The organism is Cohnella terricola (assembly GCF_007786475.1).
Taxonomy (GTDB): domain Bacteria; phylum Bacillota; class Bacilli; order Paenibacillales; family Paenibacillaceae; genus Cohnella; species Cohnella terricola.
This window is the reverse complement of the sequence record NZ_VNJJ01000006.1, coordinates 293,971-313,102: the sequence shown is the minus strand read 5'-3', so window position 1 is coordinate 313,102 and position 19,132 is coordinate 293,971. Positions and strand designations below refer to the sequence as shown.

14 protein-coding genes and 2 pseudogenes are annotated in these 19,132 nt (G+C 48.5%); 10 read left to right on the top strand and 6 right to left on the bottom strand.

The features are described 5' to 3' along the window. Position 1 precedes the first annotated feature (1 nt). Together FPZ45_RS13370 and FPZ45_RS13365 are read left to right on the top strand one after the other, a co-directional pair. Entirely contained in the window at positions 2-730 is a 729-nt protein-coding gene (locus FPZ45_RS13370) for a hypothetical protein (protein ID WP_144702374.1), read from the top strand. Between the two features lie 516 nt (positions 731-1,246). After that, entirely contained in the window at positions 1,247-2,767 is a 1,521-nt protein-coding gene (locus tag FPZ45_RS13365) for a DEAD/DEAH box helicase (protein WP_425457001.1), read from the top strand. Between the two features lie 44 nt (positions 2,768-2,811). Here the strand turns inward: FPZ45_RS13365 and FPZ45_RS13360 are convergent, their stop codons facing one another. Together FPZ45_RS13360 and FPZ45_RS13355 are read right to left on the bottom strand one after the other, a co-directional pair. Continuing rightward, positions 2,812-5,055, bottom strand: a complete 2,244-nt coding sequence (locus tag FPZ45_RS13360) for a putative bifunctional diguanylate cyclase/phosphodiesterase (protein WP_144702371.1) — start codon at positions 5,053-5,055, stop codon at positions 2,812-2,814. Positions 5,056-5,169: 114 nt separating this feature from the next. After that, positions 5,170-5,793, bottom strand: a complete 624-nt coding sequence (locus FPZ45_RS13355) for a TetR/AcrR family transcriptional regulator (protein WP_144702368.1) — start codon at positions 5,791-5,793, stop codon at positions 5,170-5,172. A gap of 181 nt (positions 5,794-5,974) precedes the next feature. Between FPZ45_RS13355 and FPZ45_RS13350 the strand changes: the two genes are divergently transcribed. The 6 genes and pseudogenes from FPZ45_RS13350 to FPZ45_RS26035 all read left to right on the top strand — a co-directional run. After that, positions 5,975-7,174, top strand: coding sequence for a YhgE/Pip domain-containing protein (locus FPZ45_RS13350; RefSeq protein WP_144702365.1), 1,200 nt, complete (start codon positions 5,975-5,977; stop codon positions 7,172-7,174). 122 nt (positions 7,175-7,296) lie between these two features. Beyond that, positions 7,297-7,515, top strand: a complete 219-nt coding sequence (locus FPZ45_RS13345) for a YwbE family protein (protein ID WP_144702362.1) — start codon at positions 7,297-7,299, stop codon at positions 7,513-7,515. Between the two features lie 53 nt (positions 7,516-7,568). Then, a complete protein-coding gene (rlmH, locus tag FPZ45_RS13340) occupies positions 7,569-8,048 on the top strand; it encodes a 23S rRNA (pseudouridine(1915)-N(3))-methyltransferase RlmH (RefSeq protein ID WP_144702359.1) in 480 nt (159 codons plus the stop codon). Between the two features lie 79 nt (positions 8,049-8,127). After that, positions 8,128-8,658 carry a GNAT family N-acetyltransferase gene (locus FPZ45_RS13335; RefSeq protein WP_144702356.1) on the top strand — a complete coding sequence of 177 codons (531 nt, stop codon included), beginning with the start codon at positions 8,128-8,130 and terminating at the stop codon, positions 8,656-8,658. A gap of 488 nt (positions 8,659-9,146) precedes the next feature. Next, complete coding sequence (locus FPZ45_RS13330; protein WP_144702353.1) at positions 9,147-10,406, top strand: MFS transporter; 1,260 nt, start codon at positions 9,147-9,149, stop codon at positions 10,404-10,406. A gap of 71 nt (positions 10,407-10,477) precedes the next feature. Beyond that, positions 10,478-10,582 (top strand): annotated as a pseudogene (locus FPZ45_RS26035) (AraC family transcriptional regulator); the annotation flags it as partial. A 317-nt stretch (positions 10,583-10,899) separates the two neighbouring features. Here FPZ45_RS26035 and FPZ45_RS13320 read toward each other — a convergent pair. Further along, positions 10,900-12,327: a serine hydrolase domain-containing protein gene (locus FPZ45_RS13320; RefSeq protein WP_144702350.1), complete on the bottom strand. Its 1,428-nt coding sequence runs from the start codon at positions 12,325-12,327 to the stop codon at positions 10,900-10,902. Positions 12,328-13,549: 1,222 nt separating this feature from the next. Between FPZ45_RS13320 and FPZ45_RS26030 the strand changes: the two are divergent. Together FPZ45_RS26030 and FPZ45_RS25755 are read left to right on the top strand one after the other, a co-directional pair. Next, positions 13,550-15,001, top strand: a pseudogene (locus FPZ45_RS26030) (leucine-rich repeat protein); the annotation flags it as partial. Between the two features lie 177 nt (positions 15,002-15,178). Beyond that, on the top strand, positions 15,179-16,126 hold the full coding sequence (locus FPZ45_RS25755) for an S-layer homology domain-containing protein (RefSeq protein WP_246120441.1): 948 nt from the start codon (positions 15,179-15,181) through the stop codon (positions 16,124-16,126). A 73-nt stretch (positions 16,127-16,199) separates the two neighbouring features. Here the strand turns inward: FPZ45_RS25755 and FPZ45_RS13310 are convergent, their stop codons facing one another. The 3 genes from FPZ45_RS13310 to FPZ45_RS13300 all read right to left on the bottom strand — a co-directional run bounded on the left by FPZ45_RS13310 (position 16,200) and on the right by FPZ45_RS13300 (position 19,020). Then, a complete protein-coding gene (locus FPZ45_RS13310) occupies positions 16,200-17,624 on the bottom strand; it encodes a HAMP domain-containing sensor histidine kinase (RefSeq protein WP_144702344.1) in 1,425 nt (474 codons plus the stop codon). Next, positions 17,621-18,295 (bottom strand): response regulator transcription factor, encoded by a 675-nt coding sequence (locus tag FPZ45_RS13305; RefSeq protein ID WP_281284904.1) that lies wholly within the window; start codon positions 18,293-18,295, stop codon positions 17,621-17,623. The genes FPZ45_RS13310 and FPZ45_RS13305 overlap by 4 nt, the downstream gene beginning before the upstream one ends. A 362-nt stretch (positions 18,296-18,657) precedes the next feature. Next, positions 18,658-19,020, bottom strand: a complete 363-nt coding sequence (locus tag FPZ45_RS13300; protein ID WP_222430775.1) for a winged helix-turn-helix transcriptional regulator — start codon at positions 19,018-19,020, stop codon at positions 18,658-18,660. Positions 19,021-19,132: the final 112 nt, after the last annotated feature.

The following is a 19,132-nucleotide window of genomic DNA, read 5'->3' as shown; positions in this document are numbered from 1 at the left end:
CATGAGAATCGATTCTCCTAAAATTCACAGCGCGTTCATTATTGCTTCGACGGTGATCTTCTTCCCGGTGGCGATCGTGCTGATTATTATTCGGTTCGCGGCTCACGCGAGGGTCAACCATCTGAGGTCGCAAGATTACCGGGTGGTCGGACATGCGTTCGTGACCTTTTACGCTCTCATAGCGTTTATTGTTCTGTTGGCGACGCTGGGTAGTCCGAAGGAAGAATTCGGGAACTTCGTAGCTGTAGTTATTGCGATGGGTATTTTGTTCGTCACTCCGGCGGTCGTATTCTATATTCTTGCGGCGAGCAGGAAGAAAAAGATGAAAAATCTTTACGATATCTATTACCGCCTCGTCACGGCCGACGGGGTTCGCGCGCTCAGCGGACTGGCTCAGATGACGGGAGAGAGCGAGAAGAACGTCAGGCAAGACATCAGTTATATGATCGCGACTGGAAGGCTGCCTCATGCTTCGCTTAACTTAGCCGAGGGAACGGTTGTCATGAACAATCGGGGTCCAGGCGCGGGTCAGGCGGCGGGCGAAGAGCAAAGCCAAGCTTCCCGGCAAGCGGCCGCGGCGAGTGCGGGCGGTTCCGGAAGTCAGGCCTCTCGGCCGCAACCGGCCGTGCAGGCGATTACGTGCTTCGGCTGCGGATCGAGTTCGCGAATCGTTCCCGGCGTGCGGCAAGAATGCGAGTTTTGCGGGAATTCATTGTTTATCCCGGGTTAAGGGAGCCGCCCGCTGTGTGATTAGTGATAAAAAACATCGTACTTCCGCCTAGTGGGGCGCTGGTGGGGAGTAAGTACGATGAAAAACATCACTGTGAGGAGCGAGCCGCCACTTTTTGTTCGCCTCCGGGGTGTTAGCGATGAAAAACATCGTACTACCGCTTCGTGGGGTGCTGGTGGGGAGCAAGTACGATGAAAAACATCGTACTTCCGCTTAGTGGGGCGCTGGTGGGGAGCAAGTAAGATGAAAAACATCGCTATGGGGAGTGAGCCCCCGCATTTTGTTCGCCCCCGGGGTGATTAGCGATAAAAAACATCTTACTTCCGCCTTGAGGGGCGCTGGTGGGGAGCAAGTACGATGAAAAACATCGCTATGAGGAGCGCAACCCACTCAAAAGGGCCGTCAGGGCGATCTTTCCTGACGGTTTTTCTTATAGCACAGAAGCCGGGGGCTACATGTCATAGGGTTTGATGTGGTAGGATAGAGGGTATGTACATCTAGGATGGAGTGGATTTCGTGACGGATTTTGCGGGGTTGGGCGTAACCGAGAGCCGCGTGGCGATATTAAAAGCAATGGGGATCATCAAACCGACGCCTGTACAGGAGGAGACGATTCCGATCGTAAAGGCCGGCCATGACGTGATCAGCCAAGCCCAGACGGGGACGGGGAAAACGTTGGCGTTCGTGCTGCCGATGCTGGACAAGGTCAAGACGGACGTGCCGCATGTGCAGGGGTTGATCTTGACGCCGACGCGGGAGCTCGCGATCCAGATTACCGGCGAGATCAAGAAGCTGCTGAAGCCGGAGGATGGGATCAAAGTGTTGGCCGTATACGGCGGTCAAGACGTCGAGGCTCAGCTTCATAAGCTGAAGGGGGACATGCATCTGATCGTGGCGACGCCGGGACGGTTGCTCGATCACTTACGCCGGGAGACGATCTCCCTGGAAGGCGTGAGAATGCTCGTGCTGGACGAAGCCGACCAGATGCTGCATATGGGCTTCTTGAAGGAAGTCGAAGACATTCTGCGGCAGACGCCTTACAAGAAGCAGGCGATGCTATTCTCGGCAACGATGCCGCCTTCGATCCGGGAACTGGCGGGGCGCATTCTGCGCAACCCGCAGCATATTACGGTGAAGGCCGAGCGCGTGACGGTAAAGGATATTCGCCAGTGGGTCGTGGAGACGACAGACCGGAACAAGCAAACGACGCTTGTTCGGTTGCTGGAGGAGACCCAGCCGTATCTCAGCATTATTTTCTGCCGGACGAAACGGCGGGCGAATACGCTGAACGTAGCTTTGCAAGAGATGGGATACGCGTCCGACGAGCTGCACGGCGATCTGTCCCAAGCGAAGCGGGAGCAGGTCATGAAGAAATTCCGCGAAGCGAAGCTGCAATTGCTTGTTGCAACGGACGTCGCGGCGCGCGGACTCGACGTCGAAGGCGTCACGCACGTGTTCAACTATGACGTGCCGCTCGACGTGGAGAGTTATATCCACCGGATCGGCCGGACGGGCCGAGCCGGGGAGAAGGGGCTGGCGATTACGCTTATCGCGCCGAAGGATCGGCGGGAGTTCGCGGACATCGAGAACGGCATCCAGATGGCGATGGAGCGCAGAAGCGTCGAAGGAGCGCCGCTCGGGGGCGGCGGCCTGGAAGGTCCGCGAAGCAGAGGCGGACATGGACGCACGGGTAGCGAAGGTCGTCCGCCGCGCGGTGCGGGCCGGGAAGCGGCGAGCCGGAAGGATCGGGGCGCGCGCGGTCTAGCCGCAAGCGGAGAGCGGGGTCGCGGCGGCGATCGGCGAGGAGGAGCTCCGGTACCGGCGAAGCCGGGCAAGGGCGGCCGCCCGAGCGGGGGCGCCGAGCGCAGCGGGAGCGGATCTGCCCGCGGAAGCCGCAAGTCCGAGCCGCGAGGCGGCTTCGGGGGCGGTCGCCCGTCCGGCCCGAAAGGCGGCGGCTATGCCGGCGGAGGTTCTCGGGGTACGAAGGGCGGATCGCCCGGAGGTCGCGGAGGCCGGGGCGCATCGCGCGGCAAATAAAATGAAAAAACCGACGCCGGTCTCGTATCGGCGTCGGTTTTTTACTATGAAATGAGGGCTTTCGTCAGCAGAGGCTCGATCCGTTCCGCCGGCTGCGGCTTGGAGAAGATAAAGCCTTGGATCTCTTGGCAATTGTTGTCCCGAAGGAACGCCAATTGTTCGTTCGTCTCCACGCCTTCGGCGATGACGGTCAGGTTAAGCCGGTTTGCGATCTGAAGCATGGCAACGATGATCGCCTCGTCTTTGCGATCCCGCGCGATGCCGCTGACAAACGAGCGATCGATCTTGATTTTGTCGACGGGTAATCGCTTCAAATAGTTGAGAGAAGAATATTGAGTACCGAAATCGTCGATCGCGATTGTGAATCCTCTTTCCCGGAGCTCGTTCAAAGCGGGTTGCATGTCGTCTTTCATCGCGGTGTTTTCCGTAATTTCCAGCTCGATATATTTCGGGTCAAGTCCGTGCCGTTCGAGGATTCCATTGATTCGTTCCGCCAGATCCTCCTGCGCGAACTGTCTGGCCGATAGGTTGACCGCGATTCGAATCGGTGGTATCCCGGCCCGCTGCCAAGCGATGCTCTGCGCGCATACGATGGATAGCACTTTCTCGCCGATCGGCAGGATCAGTCCCGTCTCCTCCGCGATCGGGATGAAGTGGTTAGGCGGAATCAATCCGCGTACCGGATGCTCCCAGCGGATGAGGGCTTCAAGCCCGATGAGTTTGCCAGTCCGCGCCTCGATTTGGGGCTGGTAGTGAACGGTGAATTCGTTTTTCTCCAGGGCGCGGCGCAGACCGAGCTTGATTTCCATCGTTTCTTCGGCATTCGGATTCATCGCCGGGTCGTAGAAGCGAAATAGATTTTTGCCTTCTTCCTTAGCTCGGTACATGGCCAGGTCGGCATTGCGGATGAGCGTCGCGTCGTCTTGGGCATGATTGGGAAAGAGCGCTATGCCGATGCTCGTCGTCACGAGATACTCCGAATCCCTCAACAAAAAGGGCTGTTGAAACAACTCGCGGATCTGGCGTGCAATCAACTTGACCTGAGCTTGATCCTTCACGGAGGGGACGATAATCGTGAATTCGTCGCCGCCAATGCGGGAAATCACTTCACCATTCCTCAACGTATCGGATAATCTCCGAGCTACCTCTCTCAGCAGCAGATCGCCATAGATATGGCCAAGCGAATCGTTAACCATTTTAAAATGATCCAGATCCAAATAGAGCAACGCCAGCTTCTCTCCGGTCCGTCCGCATTCCGCGATCCTGTCCGCCAGATGCTCGTTAAAAAAAGTGCGATTGCGCATTCCGGTAACGGCATCGTGATAAGCGGCTGCGGAAAGCTCGTGGAAGGCGGTCTCCAGCTTCCGGTTCGTAATCTCCAGCTTGCGGGTGCGCTCTTCGACGAGGAGTTGGAGCCTGGCCTTCTGCGTAAGCTGAACGTATAAGAAATAGACGATCAGAAGCAAGGAACCCGCGCACGTGGCCTGTACGACGTGGATCTTGGAGGCGATCGAATCCAGACGGGAACGGTTGGGAACCGCCGCGATTTCCCATTGCCCGTCGGGAAGAGCGACTTTTTCCAGCAGGCCGGGATGATCAAAGAGCCTTGGGTCGCCGATGAGAATGCGCCCGTTCGCCCGAACGGAGAGGTCGATCCCTTTATCGCCGTTAAACAAGTCCGCTTCTTGCAAGATCGAAGAATTATCGAGAACGACCGATACGAAGCCCCAGAAACGGTCGCCCACGTAAACCGATTGTCTGGAGATAAGACCGACTCCTCCTTGGGTAAGCTCAATCGGACCAAGGATCGTCATGTCGTCGGCGAGCTTCGCTCTCTCGGCGTTCTCGCGGACGGAAGGATCGGGATGGCGGAACAGGTCAAGACCGAGAACCTCCTCGTTGCCGGCCAGTGGAAAGACGTATTCGGCGATGCCATCCGGATAGAGGGAGACGTTGCGAATACCGGGAATTCTTTCAATGAACGCGGCGGCGAACGTATCGAAACGGGACCGGGAAACGGTCGAAGTGTGCGCTAGCTCGTTGAGAACGAAGGCTTTGATTCCGTTGGTGAGCTGAAGCTTGATTGTAATGGCGGCAGACAATGTAGCGGCATTGGCAGCTAGTTCGTATGCAGCATCGTGATGGATTTCCTGCACGAGGCGATCGCGATAAGCATTCGTAAAAAGACCGATCAAGCTTCCGAGAAATAGCGTTACGCAAGCTAGAATGATCCATATTTTAGCCGGGACGGAATAGAATCCGCGGGTATTGGAGCCAAGTGTGGACATGTTAGATAAATCTCCCCGGAATGATAACGCGAGTAGTAGTGAGTGATACCATCTTACCGCATAAATATAAAAAAAGTATTAGGGAAAAGAATTAGCAAACTGTGAGCGGGCGGTTCAGACTTCGTTTTTCGATTTTTCCCTTATACCGGAAGAAACGATCGGGCCGTGATTCACAAGCTGGGTCGCGATCATGGCCATCTCGTAAGGGGACTCCTGCATTCCGCTCTCGACCCAGTGCATCAACATACCGAAATTAGCCGATGCCATGTAGGCGACCAAGTATTTTCTCGGAACGAGCATCTGGCCGTTTTCCGGCAGAATATATTCAAATTTGTTGAAAATATGCGACGCCATCATATTCCGGAAACGAATCGCATAAGAGAGGTCTCCGTTAGGGCCTAAGATGGTTTGGAAGAAGTCCTTGTTGCGCGCGATCTCCTCCAAGATGTCCAACAGCTTTGGATAAGGCTCGTCTCTATAAGCGTATTGGCTGAGTTCCCTGGGATCCATGCGGGAAGTGTAACCGAGAAGCCGCTCGAACACCTCGTTCATGATCTTATCCAACATGTCGGGGACATCGCGATAATGCAAGTAGAACGTTCCGCGGTTCACGTCGGCCCGATTCGCGATATCCGTGACGGTAATGCGCTCGATCCCTTTTTCCTCGATCAACTCCATGAGCGCTTGATGAAGGAGATGCTTCGTCCGAGCTTGTCTTCGATCCATTTTTTCCGGCATTGTTGCACCTCGAAGATTGGTATTTTGATTATTATTGAACAAAGTGCTGATCGACTGTTGATTACTTAACAAATACGGCTGAGATTGATTATTGTGGGCGGTTTGCCTCCTTATTATAATGAACATCATGAACGATAATCAACGTTTTGTTCATTATATTAGAGATAAGGAGTGGAGAATTGTGGCCATATTCAAGCAAAAAATAGCGTGGTTAGGACCGGTGATCGTGCTGGTTGTGTTGACCGTATTTGGGGCGGCCATGATGGGCTCGGTGCTCGGTTCGAAACCGAAGGAGCTTCCCGTGGCTCTCGTCGTTCTGGATCAGCCGGTGGAACTGCCGACCGGAGGAGCGCTTGCGGCCGGCGAGAAGATTAAAGATAAGTTGACGTCGATTCCGGGACTTCCGATCGCTTGGCATGTGGCGGCTTCCGAAGAAGAAGCTCGATCGGGACTGGAGGAGCGTGAGTATTATGGAGCGTTGGTGCTTCCGGCGGATCTGAGCGGCGGATTGCTCTCGTTAGCCACGCCTTCGCCGAAGCCGGCGGACGTGAAGATCATCGTTAACGAGGGCATGAACGCCCAAGCATCGACGGTTGTCAGGCAGTTATTGGGCCAAGCGATGAAAATGGTCAGCGCGGAGCTGTCGCAGCAGCTGTTGGGGCAGATCGGTCAACAGACGGGGCAGATATCGATCGAGGCGGCTAAAGCGTTAATGACCCCGATTAACGTTCAGGAGGAAGTCGTTCATCCGTCCGGATCGAACAATGCCTCCGGAAATGCGCCGGGGCTGCTCACGCAAATCATGTGGATCGGCAGTCTGGTTACCGCAATGACCTTGTTCTTGGCCGGCGGCAAAGCCGTCGCCGCGGGCTCCAGAAGGTGGACGGTCAGCACGATGCAGGCGGTCGCGGGGCTAGCGGTTGTCGGTGCGGCATCGGGCTTCGTCGTATGGATGGCTTCGGCGTGGTACGGGATGGAGCTTGCTAATGCGGTTCAGACATGGCTATTCTTGTGGTTGGTCGGATCGGCGTTCTTCTTGCTTCAATCTTCATTGTTATACTGGATCGGATTGCCAGCGATGGCGCTGCTCGTATTGCTCATGTTCTTCTCCATGCCGCTGCTGAACATGGCGCCGGAATTCTTGTCCCGGACAACGCACGATTGGATCTATTCGTGGACGCCACTGCGCTTTGCCTCGGGAGGGCTGCGCGAAGTGATGTACTTCGGCGGATTGGACGCGGTTGGTTCGAACGCTACCGTATTGTGGAGCATCGTTGGCGGATTTCTGTTGCTGCTGCTCGCTTCCGGATTTAAGCCCGCTAAAGCTGCCGCTCCTGCAACTGGATCTGGATCTGCCCCTGCTTCTGTGGCAGGTAACTAAAGCGAGAGATGATTATAGGCCCGGCTGGTTCTCTTCGGAGGATCGGCCGGGTTATTGCGTTGCGGGTCGGTTGTGGTACGATTGGAGGAAGTTAAGGACACAGTCAGGAGTGGAATAGAAACATGGCAGGCAACGGAAAAATTCGCAGCGACGTCAAGCCGGGACTTGAAGTCGATATTGTTTTGAAACAAGATCAACGAACGGGGAAGCTAACGCGCGGCATCGTGAAGGATCTGCTTACGAATTCGGCGCAGCATCCTCACGGAATTAAAGTCAGATTGACGGACGGCCAAGTCGGGCGCGTTCAGCATATTTTGGGCGGGGGAGATTCAGCGGAATAGGTGGCGCCGCCGTAGTGCTCTATGAATTTAATATTTAGGAGGAAACCCTCTTCATGCATATTCAGATCGTCAGCGTCGGAAAGTTGAAAGAGTCGTATTTGGTGAAAGGGATCGGGGAATACGTCAAACGTTTGGGCTCGTACGCGCGCATCACTTTAACGGAAGTGGCCGACGACAAAGCCCCGGAAGTGCTCAGCCCCGCCGAGGAACGCCAAGTCGTCGGCCGCGAAGGCGAGCGCATTCTGGCTCACATCAAGGACGACGCCCACGTCATCGCCCTTGCCATCGGCGGCGAGCTATGGTCGTCGGAGGAGCTCGCGTCCCACGTGGACAAGCTCGCCACCTACGGCAAAAGCCACATCGTCTTCGTCATCGGCGGCTCCCTTGGCCTCTCTGATGCTGTCCTGAAACGCGCCGACAAGAAACTCAGCTTCGGCCGCCTCACCTACCCCCACCAACTCATGCGGCTCATATTGGTTGAGCAGATTTACCGGGCTTTCCGGATTAACCGGGGGGAACCTTACCATAAGTGAGGCGAAATTTTTATTTGTGAATCCGTTCAAGAATTGTAACTTGGAATACTTGCTATCTTAATTAGAAGGAGGCTTTAATGTGAATTTAGAAAGTGAAAGAGTTTATTTGCGAAAACTTGAAGAAACAGATGCACCGATAATGTTAGCCAATACAACGGATAAAGAAATACGTTATATGACAGGTACAAAACCAAGCTTTACTTTAGAACAAATTCTAGCTCATATAAATAATATTAATAATGACTCTTCTCGCTATGATTTTGCTATTTGTTTAAAAGATGATGACCAAATGATTGGTGAATTATCTATTTTTGATATTGATGAAGAAGATAGAAAAGCAGGATTTAGAGTCTCAATGAGTTCAATTGAATTAACAGGAAAAGGTTATGGAACTGAAGCCATAAAAATTGTATTACGATTTGTCTTTGAAGAATTAAAATTAAATCGATTACAGTTAGAAGTATTTAGTCATAATCTTCGAGGTATCAGAGCATATGAAAAAGTAGGTTTTGTAAAAGAAGGCGTTCTACGTGAATCTTTATATTATGACGGAACTTATTCTGATGAAATTATTATGGCAATAATTAAAAGAGATTACAAGAAAATGTAGTGTTTACTCCGGAACCCGAACGGATACCAAAGTGAAATTGATTGCTTGTTGTGACAAGAAAGTTGTTCTAAATATAGAAGCTTACTCAAAAGCCCTCCGTCACTCTGAGGGCTTTTGTTATGGTAACGTGCATTTAGTGGGGGAGTAGATTAGGGCGAATAGTAAAAAATAAATGCAGCTGTCATAGCGTAGAGCAGGACTTATCATGGAAGGAACTAACGAGGTTAACGGAGGCACACATTTTTTAGATAAGCAGCAAAGCTGTTGATATTCATCCGCATATGCCGATTATTGCCTTCGAGTTGCTTATCATGATACTGCCCTCCATGATGGAAAGGGAGAAGGTAGCCAGTTTCCTCTATATCGAGGTCTGCTTTAAATTCGCCGCTTTGCAAGCCTTCGGACATTCCACTCTTGCAAAACAATGCATCTATGTTAATATCAAAGATACCTATCGGTATCTTTTTGTAGTAGCAGGGGGGACAAGAGTGGGCGCGACATGGTTTAAGGAATCCAGGCATGCTTGGATTGGGTTGGGGGCTCTCTGGATTATTGGATTTATTGGTGCATTGACCCGATTTAGCATGGCTTTTTTTCAGGTGCAAATATCGGAGGATTTACTGATTAGCAGGGGATTTATTTCAACGGCATGGTCAACCAATTTATTAATAACAGCTATATGCGCGCCCTTGGGAGGCTGGCTTGCCGATCGCTACGGCACAAAGAAGGTGCTTTTTTTAAGTGCAATCATGAGTACTATGGGCACTGGCGTTGTCTTGTTAGGGAACGATCCTATCGTCTTTTTTATTGGATATGGCGTTATCTCTGGGCTAGCTGGCATTGGGGCAACGACGAGCTATATGTTGATGTTAGAATGGTTTAGGCATCACCGAGCTAAAGCAATGTCGCTGTTGGCGAGCGCATCCTCTGTAGGGTTAGCGATTATTACGCCAATTTTCGTATCTGTTGGTTGGCTGACTTGGAAGGATGCCTTTATGGTTTCTTTTGCCCTAGGCATTTTTGTGACATTTCCAGTAATTTGGCTGGGAATCAAAAGTCAGCAACAGAAAGATATGGAGAAACCCCAATCGGATCATTCAGAAGTTGATAGGCCTGATACGCCCCTTACAGTAACTCCAAGCTCCAAGAAATTCATTCATCTTCCAATCTTTGTTGTGGTCGCAATTGCGCTTTTCACCTGTGGAGTCAATATGGGTTCCGTCGAAATGAATTTAGTAGCCATACATCAGCTGGCAGATGTGTCACCAAGCATGATCGCCCTATCCATGAGTATACTTGGCATTATGGAAATTACGGGGGCACTTATTTGCGGCTATTTTCTGGACCGATACAATAAATTAATGCTAATGTCTATTTTGTATGGCATACGTATAATGGGCTTTGCTTTCCTCTTTATGCACTTGGGAAGTTCACCTATTGTTTTTGCAATAGCGTTCGGAATTACCTACTTAAGCGCAGTGCCGGGGGGGATCCTTGTCATCAATGAATTTGCAAACGGAAAAGGAAAACATACCGGGATATTTCTGTTCTTCCACCAGGGCGGTGGCATTGCGGGTGCATTAATCGGAGGCTTTTCCTTCGATTATTTCCGAAATTATCAGAATTTGATCCTTGTTGACATCATGATATGTATCCTTGTCACGCTGGGATACTTCGTATTATTTATGACACATAGAAGGGGCCTTAGAATTCAAAATAAGAAGAGTGCAGTAAGCGGGGCACTTTAACTTAGACAAGCTCTCCACCTAAAAAGGGAAGAGCTTGTCATCGCTTTATGCTGACGGAGGATCTTGTCAAGCTGAAGGCTTATCCTCGCATGTCTTTCCAGATTTCGATTACGGGGAGGACAGGAATGAACTATAGAATTGAAAAAAAACCGGGATATACAGCTGCAGGTTTCAAAAATTCTTGCGGGACACGATAGTTGGATCACAAACAATCAGGCCGCCGATTACTTCGGTGGCCTTCTGTGCATGTTTGTAAAGGCATAGTCAAAGCTTTTGGGCCAAGCGGGAAATGTAGGAGAATAAGCGCCGCGGCAGGCTCCTTTCGCATTTTTCGCCGATCGACCCGTTTAGCTGAACCGTATCATAAGTAGGGCGAAAAATAGGGTGTGCCTGGCACTTCCTTTTTGCTGATATTGTTCTCTCATTAAAAGAAATCTTCGCGTTTTTTCAATAAGGCGAACGAATGAAATGCTTATTTTCGGAGCGAGGCATTTTATCGGTGAGTGTATACAAACCATGTAATGCTTGCTGTTAATAATGCCGACGAAATCAAAGCTGTAAGAACACTATATGTTTGCCAAATAAGTATCGTTGACCAATCTAATGCACAGCACATTATACACTGGACAATCGTAGCAATCAGCAAAATAGCTGTTACGATTATTCGCTTTTTTGTCATTGGCTGCCGCTCATTCGTTTTCCTTCTGCGTAATCCTAAGAGAAAGAACAGAACAGCCAATAGGCAAAGAATAATTGTGGTAGACGACAAAATGATGTCCAAAAGCTGTGTGCCGCTTATTCCATATGACTGCGTCAGATTGCCGTCTAATATATCTTTAACTTTTAGTACCATGCTTCTATTGATATTTGCGCCGTTGGTCAGCAAGCAGATGGCTGTTCGTTCATTTGGCAGTATGACCACTTCGGTTCCGAAATTGGGATTGCCCCCTGGGTGCTCTATAATCGTTTGGTTGGCGTTTACCGACCAGCCCGCCGCATAATACATTTCGTTGACAGCCGGAACAGACATATCACCCTGATGTGATTTTTCGATAACCGTATGGAATATTTCGGGTATGTCCTGCACTATACCCATCTGTATGCCCATCCAACGCGCCATATCTTTTGTACAAGAAATGATGTAGCCTGCGGGTTTATTCCCGGAATAATCCGGCGCGTTATATGGAGTTGTCATAAAAAAGGAAGAACGGTAGCCCTGTGCCAACTGTCCGGTGGCTTGAGCATCTTCTTTATAAACATACGTCTGGTGAAGACCCAACGGCTGAAATACCTGTTCCCTCATAAAGTCTTCATAGCTTTGTCCCGACACAATCTCAATAACCAGACCTAATACGTCATAATTAACAGTTCCGTAATTATACTGCTCACCAGGATAGAACGACAATTCAGAATCTACGAGCATTTCTACGGTTTTTTGCAACATATCCGGCGTATTGCCTTGTGGAATATTTTGACTGTGACTGCCATTTGTTAAGCCGCTAGTATGGTGTAAAAAGTTATTGAGTGTAATACTTTGCATATCAACGTGTTTCCCCTGATACTTTAACGTAAACCAAGGCAAATATTTCTGGATAGAGTCTGACATTGACAGCAGTCCTTGTTCTTCCATCAGCAGAATACCCATGCCGGTAAAAGCTTTACTTACCGAAGCCAGCTCATATAGAGTATTTTCACTTGCCGACAGTCCCTTTTCACGATCTGCGTACCCGGAAGAAAAGTAGAGCACTTCATTGTTCGCAAGTATTGAGATTGACATTCCCGGTACACCTGATATACGGCTTGCATCATCCAACAATGTTTGTATTGAATCAGATTGCGAATCTGATAATGCATAACTTGGTGTTGCGAATCCGGTGAACAGTATAAGTAATGCAATCATAAAGACAATAATTTTTTTCATAGTCTCTCCATTCCGAAAAAACTCCCGTACGGAAAATATAAATAATCCGCAGTACACCTTATTCCCCTAAAGTGTAATAAGGTGTATATTATGAAGCTTATTATTGCAAAATCTTATTGTATGTGAAGAATCATACGATATAAAAAATTAGATTGCTATCATAATCTTCTACTTACTACGAACTATTTTGCTAGGAACACAAAAAGCCCCCTCTGCTTCATTAGCGGAAGGGGCAATAGTTTGGAAGTATTCCTCAATCTTCTCATCAAAGGTTAGCTCAATCTCTTTGTGATGCACTTATTTACTGCTACAGTCAGATAGAAACACTGCATTTAGTCAAACTGGAATAGCTCAGAAGACTCCAATTGTGTTGATGTCGACCTTTTTCGGTGATATTCCAACTGTAAACAAGGTTGATAGTCAAGCATTTTGAGGCGATTTCCGAAAAACAATAATAATATGGGAGATTATTACCTATGGACGAGTTCTTCTGATAGGAGTTAAGTTCGCTTTATAGATGATATGGTGAGCCTTATCATAAGTAGGGCGAAATTTATGGCTGTTGGATTGTAAAGGGACTACAATGTTTCAATAGTGCTACTTGTTGATATTAAACGGAGAAAAGTGAGTGCTTGAGGTACGGGTACCGTTGCGGATGAGAACACGGTGAAGAAGTGGGACGGGAATAGACGAGTCCGCGAAATTTGGAATCAAGATCATACGTTGGCATCAGCCATGCGTTATTCCGTTGTGTGGTGCTTCAAGCGATGGCTCGCGATTTTGGCAAGGAACGAATGCAAGAATGGGTGAATAGAGCGGATTATGGCAGCAAGGACTTTAGCGGCGGGATCGACCGACTTTGGTTAAATAGCTCTCTGAAGATATCTCCGGTTAAGGATGTCTAGGATGGTATGCCCGATATCGTACAAACCGCGCTCACCCAGCTCGGTTATGAGCGGATGCGGGTCTTTTTGTGATGCATTATACGGAGAGTCGTTTTTCACGCCGATTACGCTGTGGGCTGGCTTCCAAGGTGGCGAGATGGCTTTCTAACGCCTGATCAGCACGGACGCACGTACAGTGAAACAGTGAAATGTTCCCGAATTTAAATTACATAAATTCACATTATCTATTAAGAGTCCATTAAGATTCAAGTAAAAATTATCTAGTAAAATATGGAGTGGTGCAATGGAACAATAATAGAAGAGGGTGCAACAGGCACATGATGCGATCAAATTTGTTGGAAATAAGGAAGTTGCTGATTTGTCTACTCACGCTGGCTTTGATTACGCTAGGCTCATGGACAGGCGGTAGTATTCAGGAGGCGAAGGCGGAAGTATCCGGAGATTATGAATACACAACAAGCAACTCAGAAGTAGCCATTATCTATTATTTTGGAACGGACAAAGAGGTCGATATTCCTGCTACAATAGATGGGAATCCTGTAACGAGCATAGAGGCAACTGCATTTGCTAGTAAACATTTAACGAGAGTGACGATCCCGAACAGTGTAACGAGCATAGGATATGCAGCATTTTATAATAATCAATTAACGAGTTTAACGATTCCGGACAGTGTAACGAGCATAGGCGTTTCTGCATTTCATTGGAACGAATTAACGAGTGTAACGCTCCCAAATAGTGCATTGAGCATAGGTGATTCTGCATTTTATTGGAACGAATTAACGAGTGTAACGATCCCAAACAGTGTAACGAGCATAGGTGATCATGCATTTTCTGATAATTATGGATTAACAAGCGTGATTATTGAAGGGGATTCAACTACAATTGGAACTAATGCGTTTAGTAATTCTTTTAAACCTGTTTCGGTGATAGCCTTTGATCCTTCTATAGCGAAGACGTATGCTTCTGATTGGGGGCATACATTCCTCAATATTTTATCTTACGGAGTCAGCTATTCTCCAAACGGCGAATCAGAGGGAAAGCAAGCTAATTCAACAAAGGTAACGGTTGCTGTTCCTGATTTTGTAGGATCTTCCAAAACGTATTACCGATGGTCAACAGCGGTAACGGTGCCCGATTGGCCGAACGTGGAGTGGGTAGAGTTCACGAGCGAAGAGTCCATTTCTACGCCTCCTGATTTAGGTACGTGGTATTTGCACGTTCGTGTTGAGGATCAGAAAGCAGTAAGTCACGTAGCGGGATATTCTCATTCAAATACGTTTAAAGTTGCTGCTGTGCCGAGCGCACCGACGAATGTAACGGCGACCGCAGGCAACGGGACGGCGACGGTCAGCTTCGATGCCCCAACGAGTGATGGGGGGAGTGCGATCACGCTGTATACGGTTACGTCCAGTCCAGGAGGATTCACAAGAACGAGCACAACCGCGAGTCCGGTTACGGTCACGGGTCTGACGAATGGCACAGCGTATACGTTCACAGTAGTCGCAAAGAATAGCGTAGGCAACTCTGCGGCATCAGTGGCATCAGGGAGTGTGACGCCCGCCGCACCGATCAGTGTGCCGAGCGCACCGACAAATGTAACGGCGATCGCAGGCAATGGAACGGCGACGGTCAGCTTCGATGCCCCAACGAGTGATGGGGGGAGTGCGATCACGCTGTATACGGTTACGTCCAGTCCAGGAGGAATCACAGGAACGAGCACAACCGCGAGTCCGGTCACGGTTACGGGGTTGACGAACGGAACGGAATATACGTTCACGGTGGTTGCAACGAATGGCGCGGGACCAAGCCCAACTTCCTCCCCCTCCAACCCCGTTTCGCCAAGAAACAGCTCAAGCGGAAGTTCAAGCAGTAACAATGGTTCAATAAGCAGCCCAATCTACTCAACGAATGGAAAACTAACACTTCCGGTAGGAAGCATCGGCGAAGTGAGTTTAGATCAAGCGATCTTCATTCGTATTCCTGCTAATGCGACCAGCAAACCATTGGAAATTAACATTGAGAAGGTATCGAATACGCAACCTCTTTTTGCTCACAATGAAGTTCCGGCAAGTTCGGTGTACGATGTCCAGAAGAATATTCCGGAAAACCTCAAAAAGCCAGCTACGTTGGTTATGGTATTCAACCCAATTCAAGTGAATAGCAACCAGACGGTAGCGATTTTTTACTATAATGAAGCTACGAAAACATGGGTGAAAATCGAGAACGGCAAAATCGAAGGCAATCGCATTAGCGTAGAGGTGGACAACTTCATGAAATTTGCTGTGCTGGTGGTAGATCGGGCGTCGGGGTTGCCCATTGGAGCACCCTCGATAGACGAGTCGAAGGAAGTTAACTTTAGTGACATAGCCGGACACTGGGCAGCGTCCGAAATCAATAAGGCAGCACAGAGCGGATTTGTGAATGGGTATTTGGATGGCACCTTCAAGCCGAATGCCATCGTAACTCGTGCGGAATTGGTGGTGATGCTGATGAAGGCGCTGAAATCGCAAGAGGAAGCTGCGAAGCTTACATTCACTGATTCGGCGAAGATTGGAACTTGGTCGCAGAAAGCGATAGAGCAAGCTGTTCAAGCGGGCATCGTTAACGGCTACTCGGATGGCAGTTTCCATCCAGATGCAGAAATTACACGCACAGAGATGGCTGTGATGATCGCTAAAGCGCTAGCACTGAAGGTGGAAACGAATACGGTAACCGACTTCGTGGATGACGCAGACATTCCAAGCTGGGCGAAGGCGCAGGTAGCAGTGTTGAAGAATCTTGGCCTTATGTCAGGCAAAGGTTCGAACAAATTCGCTCCCAATGATAAGGCAACTAGAGCGGAGGCCGTAGCAATTCTGCTAAAGATGATCGATCAAAAGAGTAAGCAGGGTTAAAGCAAGCGATCACCGTTATCAGAAACACGATTAACAGATAGGGCACCTTTTGGGTGCCCTATTACATTACCTATTATGACTTTGATTGTTCACGCTGATGATTTGGCAGCTGGACCTCGAATACTGTTCTTTCAAAAGGGATACTCGTCAATGTAATTGATCCTTCATGGAGGGAAATGATTTCTTGGACAATGGATAGTCCAATGCCGAGTCCTTCGCCTTTTCTGCTGCCATCGACACGGTAGAACCGTTCAAAAACATGCTTTTGATCCTGTAAGGGAATGCCGCGTCCTTTATCGATAACCGTCATGAATAGGGCATCATCCTTTTCCGTAAGCCCGACCTCAAGATAATGGCCTTCTGAACCGTAACGGATCGCGTTGTCCAACAGGTTTCGCAGCGCACGTTCGATTAGGGAGACATCAATCCAGGCTTGGATATCCTCGTCGGGGATATTTACTTCAACCGTGAAGGTTTGCCCTTCAAGCAACATTAGGTATTCTGCGGCAATTTTCCGCAACATTTCAGATACATTACACACTTCAGCATGAAGCTCTAAATTCCCCTCATCCTGCCTGGTAATATCTAACAATTGATCTAATAGCTTATCGATATAACGAGAGCGTTGCAGCAAAACTTTGGCACTCGCTTGTAGCTCCATCTCGTCCTTATATAATCCAGCGCGAATCGTTTCTGCGTAGCCTAAAATCATCGTTAGCGGGGTGCGTAGATCGTGGGAGAGATTAGATAGTAGTAGATTTCGTCGGGCGTCAAATAGCTTGATTTGTTCGCCTTGATTTTGAATGCGGCGAGCCATGGCGTTATAATGCGCTGTGAGCTGGCCAATTTCATCCTTTTTCGTGTCTTCCAGTACAGTGATTTCACTTTGGAGGTTAAGCTGCCCTATCGCATGGTTGAGCTTATTGATTCGTTTGTTCATGGAAGAGAAAAACCATAGAGCTAGCAGATAGGGAATTAATAAAGCAACGATTAACGGTAGCATAAAAGTAGACATGGCTTTAAAAGTGCGCATGAAAAAATAAATTTGCCCTTGTTTCATGTCGTCACTGGAAAAGCTCATTAGCAAATAATAGGGTTGATCCCCTTGGCTAATGGAATAAGTAAGCGTAACCGGTTTATCGACCCCCCATAGGTTCTGAGGCATATGAAGCATTCGATTCGCAAGCTGCCCAAAATCATAGGTTTTCTTTTCTCCGAAGGTATCATAGATCGTCGATCCATCTGCTGAAATCCATTCATAACGAATATCAGGATGGTTGCTATGAGCATTATCCAATATTGGCGTTATGTCTTCGATATGAAAAGCTTGACGGGTTGCAATCGTATCAAGGACTTCCTGCGAGATGGCGTTCAGGCTTTTCAGATCATAACCGCTATCTCCTATTTTACCTATAACGAGACTAAGTGAAGAAAACAGAAGAACACTAATGATTGCACTTATGAGCATAAATAGCCAAAGCTTTGTTCGACTTTTCATTGTCCATCTCCTGAGAACTTGTAACCGATTCCACGTATGGTGTGAAAGTAATGAGGCGAGCCCTCCGTGGGTTCAAGAATGCTTCGCAGTCTGCTAATAAAAACACTTAAATTGTTATCATCAAAGTTTTCATGATTCCATACACGCTTGTAAATTTCTCTTTTGGTTAAAACGCGGTCTGGATTTTGCATGAACAATTCTAACAGCCGGCACTCTACCGGGGTCAAAGAAAATGATTTTCCATCATATCGCAAAAAATAATTATCGATATCCAGCACTAATTTGTTTAGACGTAGAATCTTGGTAGGAAAAGAAGAATGAGGGCGATGTCTTCTTAACTGTGCTTGCACACGAGCAACCAATTCCACTGGGCTAAAAGGCTTTGTGACATAATCGTCTGCACCTAATCCGAGTGTCAGGATTTTGTCCTGCACTTCTCGTCTTGCACTAAGCACAATTACTAATGATTCCATATTTGCGTCCCGTAGATATTGCAGTACCTCGAACCCGTTGCCATCATCCATCATGAGGTCCAATATCACTAATTCTATGGCATATTCCTGTAAGTATTGAATAGCTTGTCGTCCTGAACTGGCTTCTATGACTTGAAGTTCCGCTTGTTCTAGATGCATCCTAATTAACTGACGAATTCCGGGTTCATCGTCTACTATTAAAATTTGATTGATGGTGAATCATTCCTCCTACTTCAGCGAGATGAAGCCAACTCGATCACGATCAAATCATATCAATAATAGATAGAGGAATAAATATTTACTGCAATTCATTAAGAATCTATTAAGAAAAGTACATCTGTATTTTGATAGGAGAATAAAGGAATGATTTTTGAGTCAACTAAAATGAGGAGGTTGGTTATGTTTGATCGATGGTACATTGATTCAATAAATCGATACTCTGAATGCCAGATCTAAATTTTGCTCTATAGATGTTACGCTGAACCGTATCACAAGTAGGGCGAAACTAGAAAGAAGCTCGGGAAAGATCCCGAGCTTCTTTGTTTGTCGTGATTCGTAGATCAACTCTGCATCTGCCGAACCGACATGTCGCCGCCGAGTCGATTGTGATTCCTGCCCCAATCGCACATTGACTGCAGAACCGGCACAAGCGTCCGTCCATATTCGCTGAGGGAATATTCCACTTTGGGTGGAACACTGGGGTGGATTGTGCGCGTGACAATGCCTTGATTCTCCAGTTCCCTCAAGTGTTGGGCCAGCATCTTTTGCGTCACATCGGGAATCCTCTTCTCCAGTGCGCTGAACCGCATCGTGGAATCCATCAGATGCCACAGGATGGTCGGCTTCCACTTCCCTCCGACAACGTGAATGACTGTCTCAATTGGGCATTGTTCTTCGGAAACAAACGGCTTTCTCGCTTCCACGCGCCCCCTCCTCTCCCATACTTACTTTGAAGTCAGTTCCCTACATGAAAGTGCGTTCTTCACAAGATTATATGACGGATGCTAAAGTGAGGTCAATTAAAAGACGCCAATA

Bases quoted from the DNA above. Each gene is read 5' to 3' on its own strand.
- FPZ45_RS13320 (WP_144702350.1), bottom strand. From the start codon at position 12,327: ATGAAAAAAATTATTGTCTTTATGATTGCATTACTTATACTGTTCACC.
- rlmH (WP_144702359.1), top strand. From the start codon at position 7,569: ATGCATATTCAGATCGTCAGCGTCGGAAAGTTGAAAGAGTCGTATTTG.
- FPZ45_RS13360 (WP_144702371.1), bottom strand. From the start codon at position 5,055: ATGTCCACACTTGGCTCCAATACCCGCGGATTCTATTCCGTCCCGGCT.
- FPZ45_RS13345 (WP_144702362.1), top strand. From the start codon at position 7,297: ATGGCAGGCAACGGAAAAATTCGCAGCGACGTCAAGCCGGGACTTGAA.
- FPZ45_RS13310 (WP_144702344.1), bottom strand. From the start codon at position 17,624: ATGAAAAGTCGAACAAAGCTTTGGCTATTTATGCTCATAAGTGCAATC.
- FPZ45_RS13355 (WP_144702368.1), bottom strand. From the start codon at position 5,793: ATGCCGGAAAAAATGGATCGAAGACAAGCTCGGACGAAGCATCTCCTT.
- FPZ45_RS13370 (WP_144702374.1), top strand. From the start codon at position 2: ATGAGAATCGATTCTCCTAAAATTCACAGCGCGTTCATTATTGCTTCG.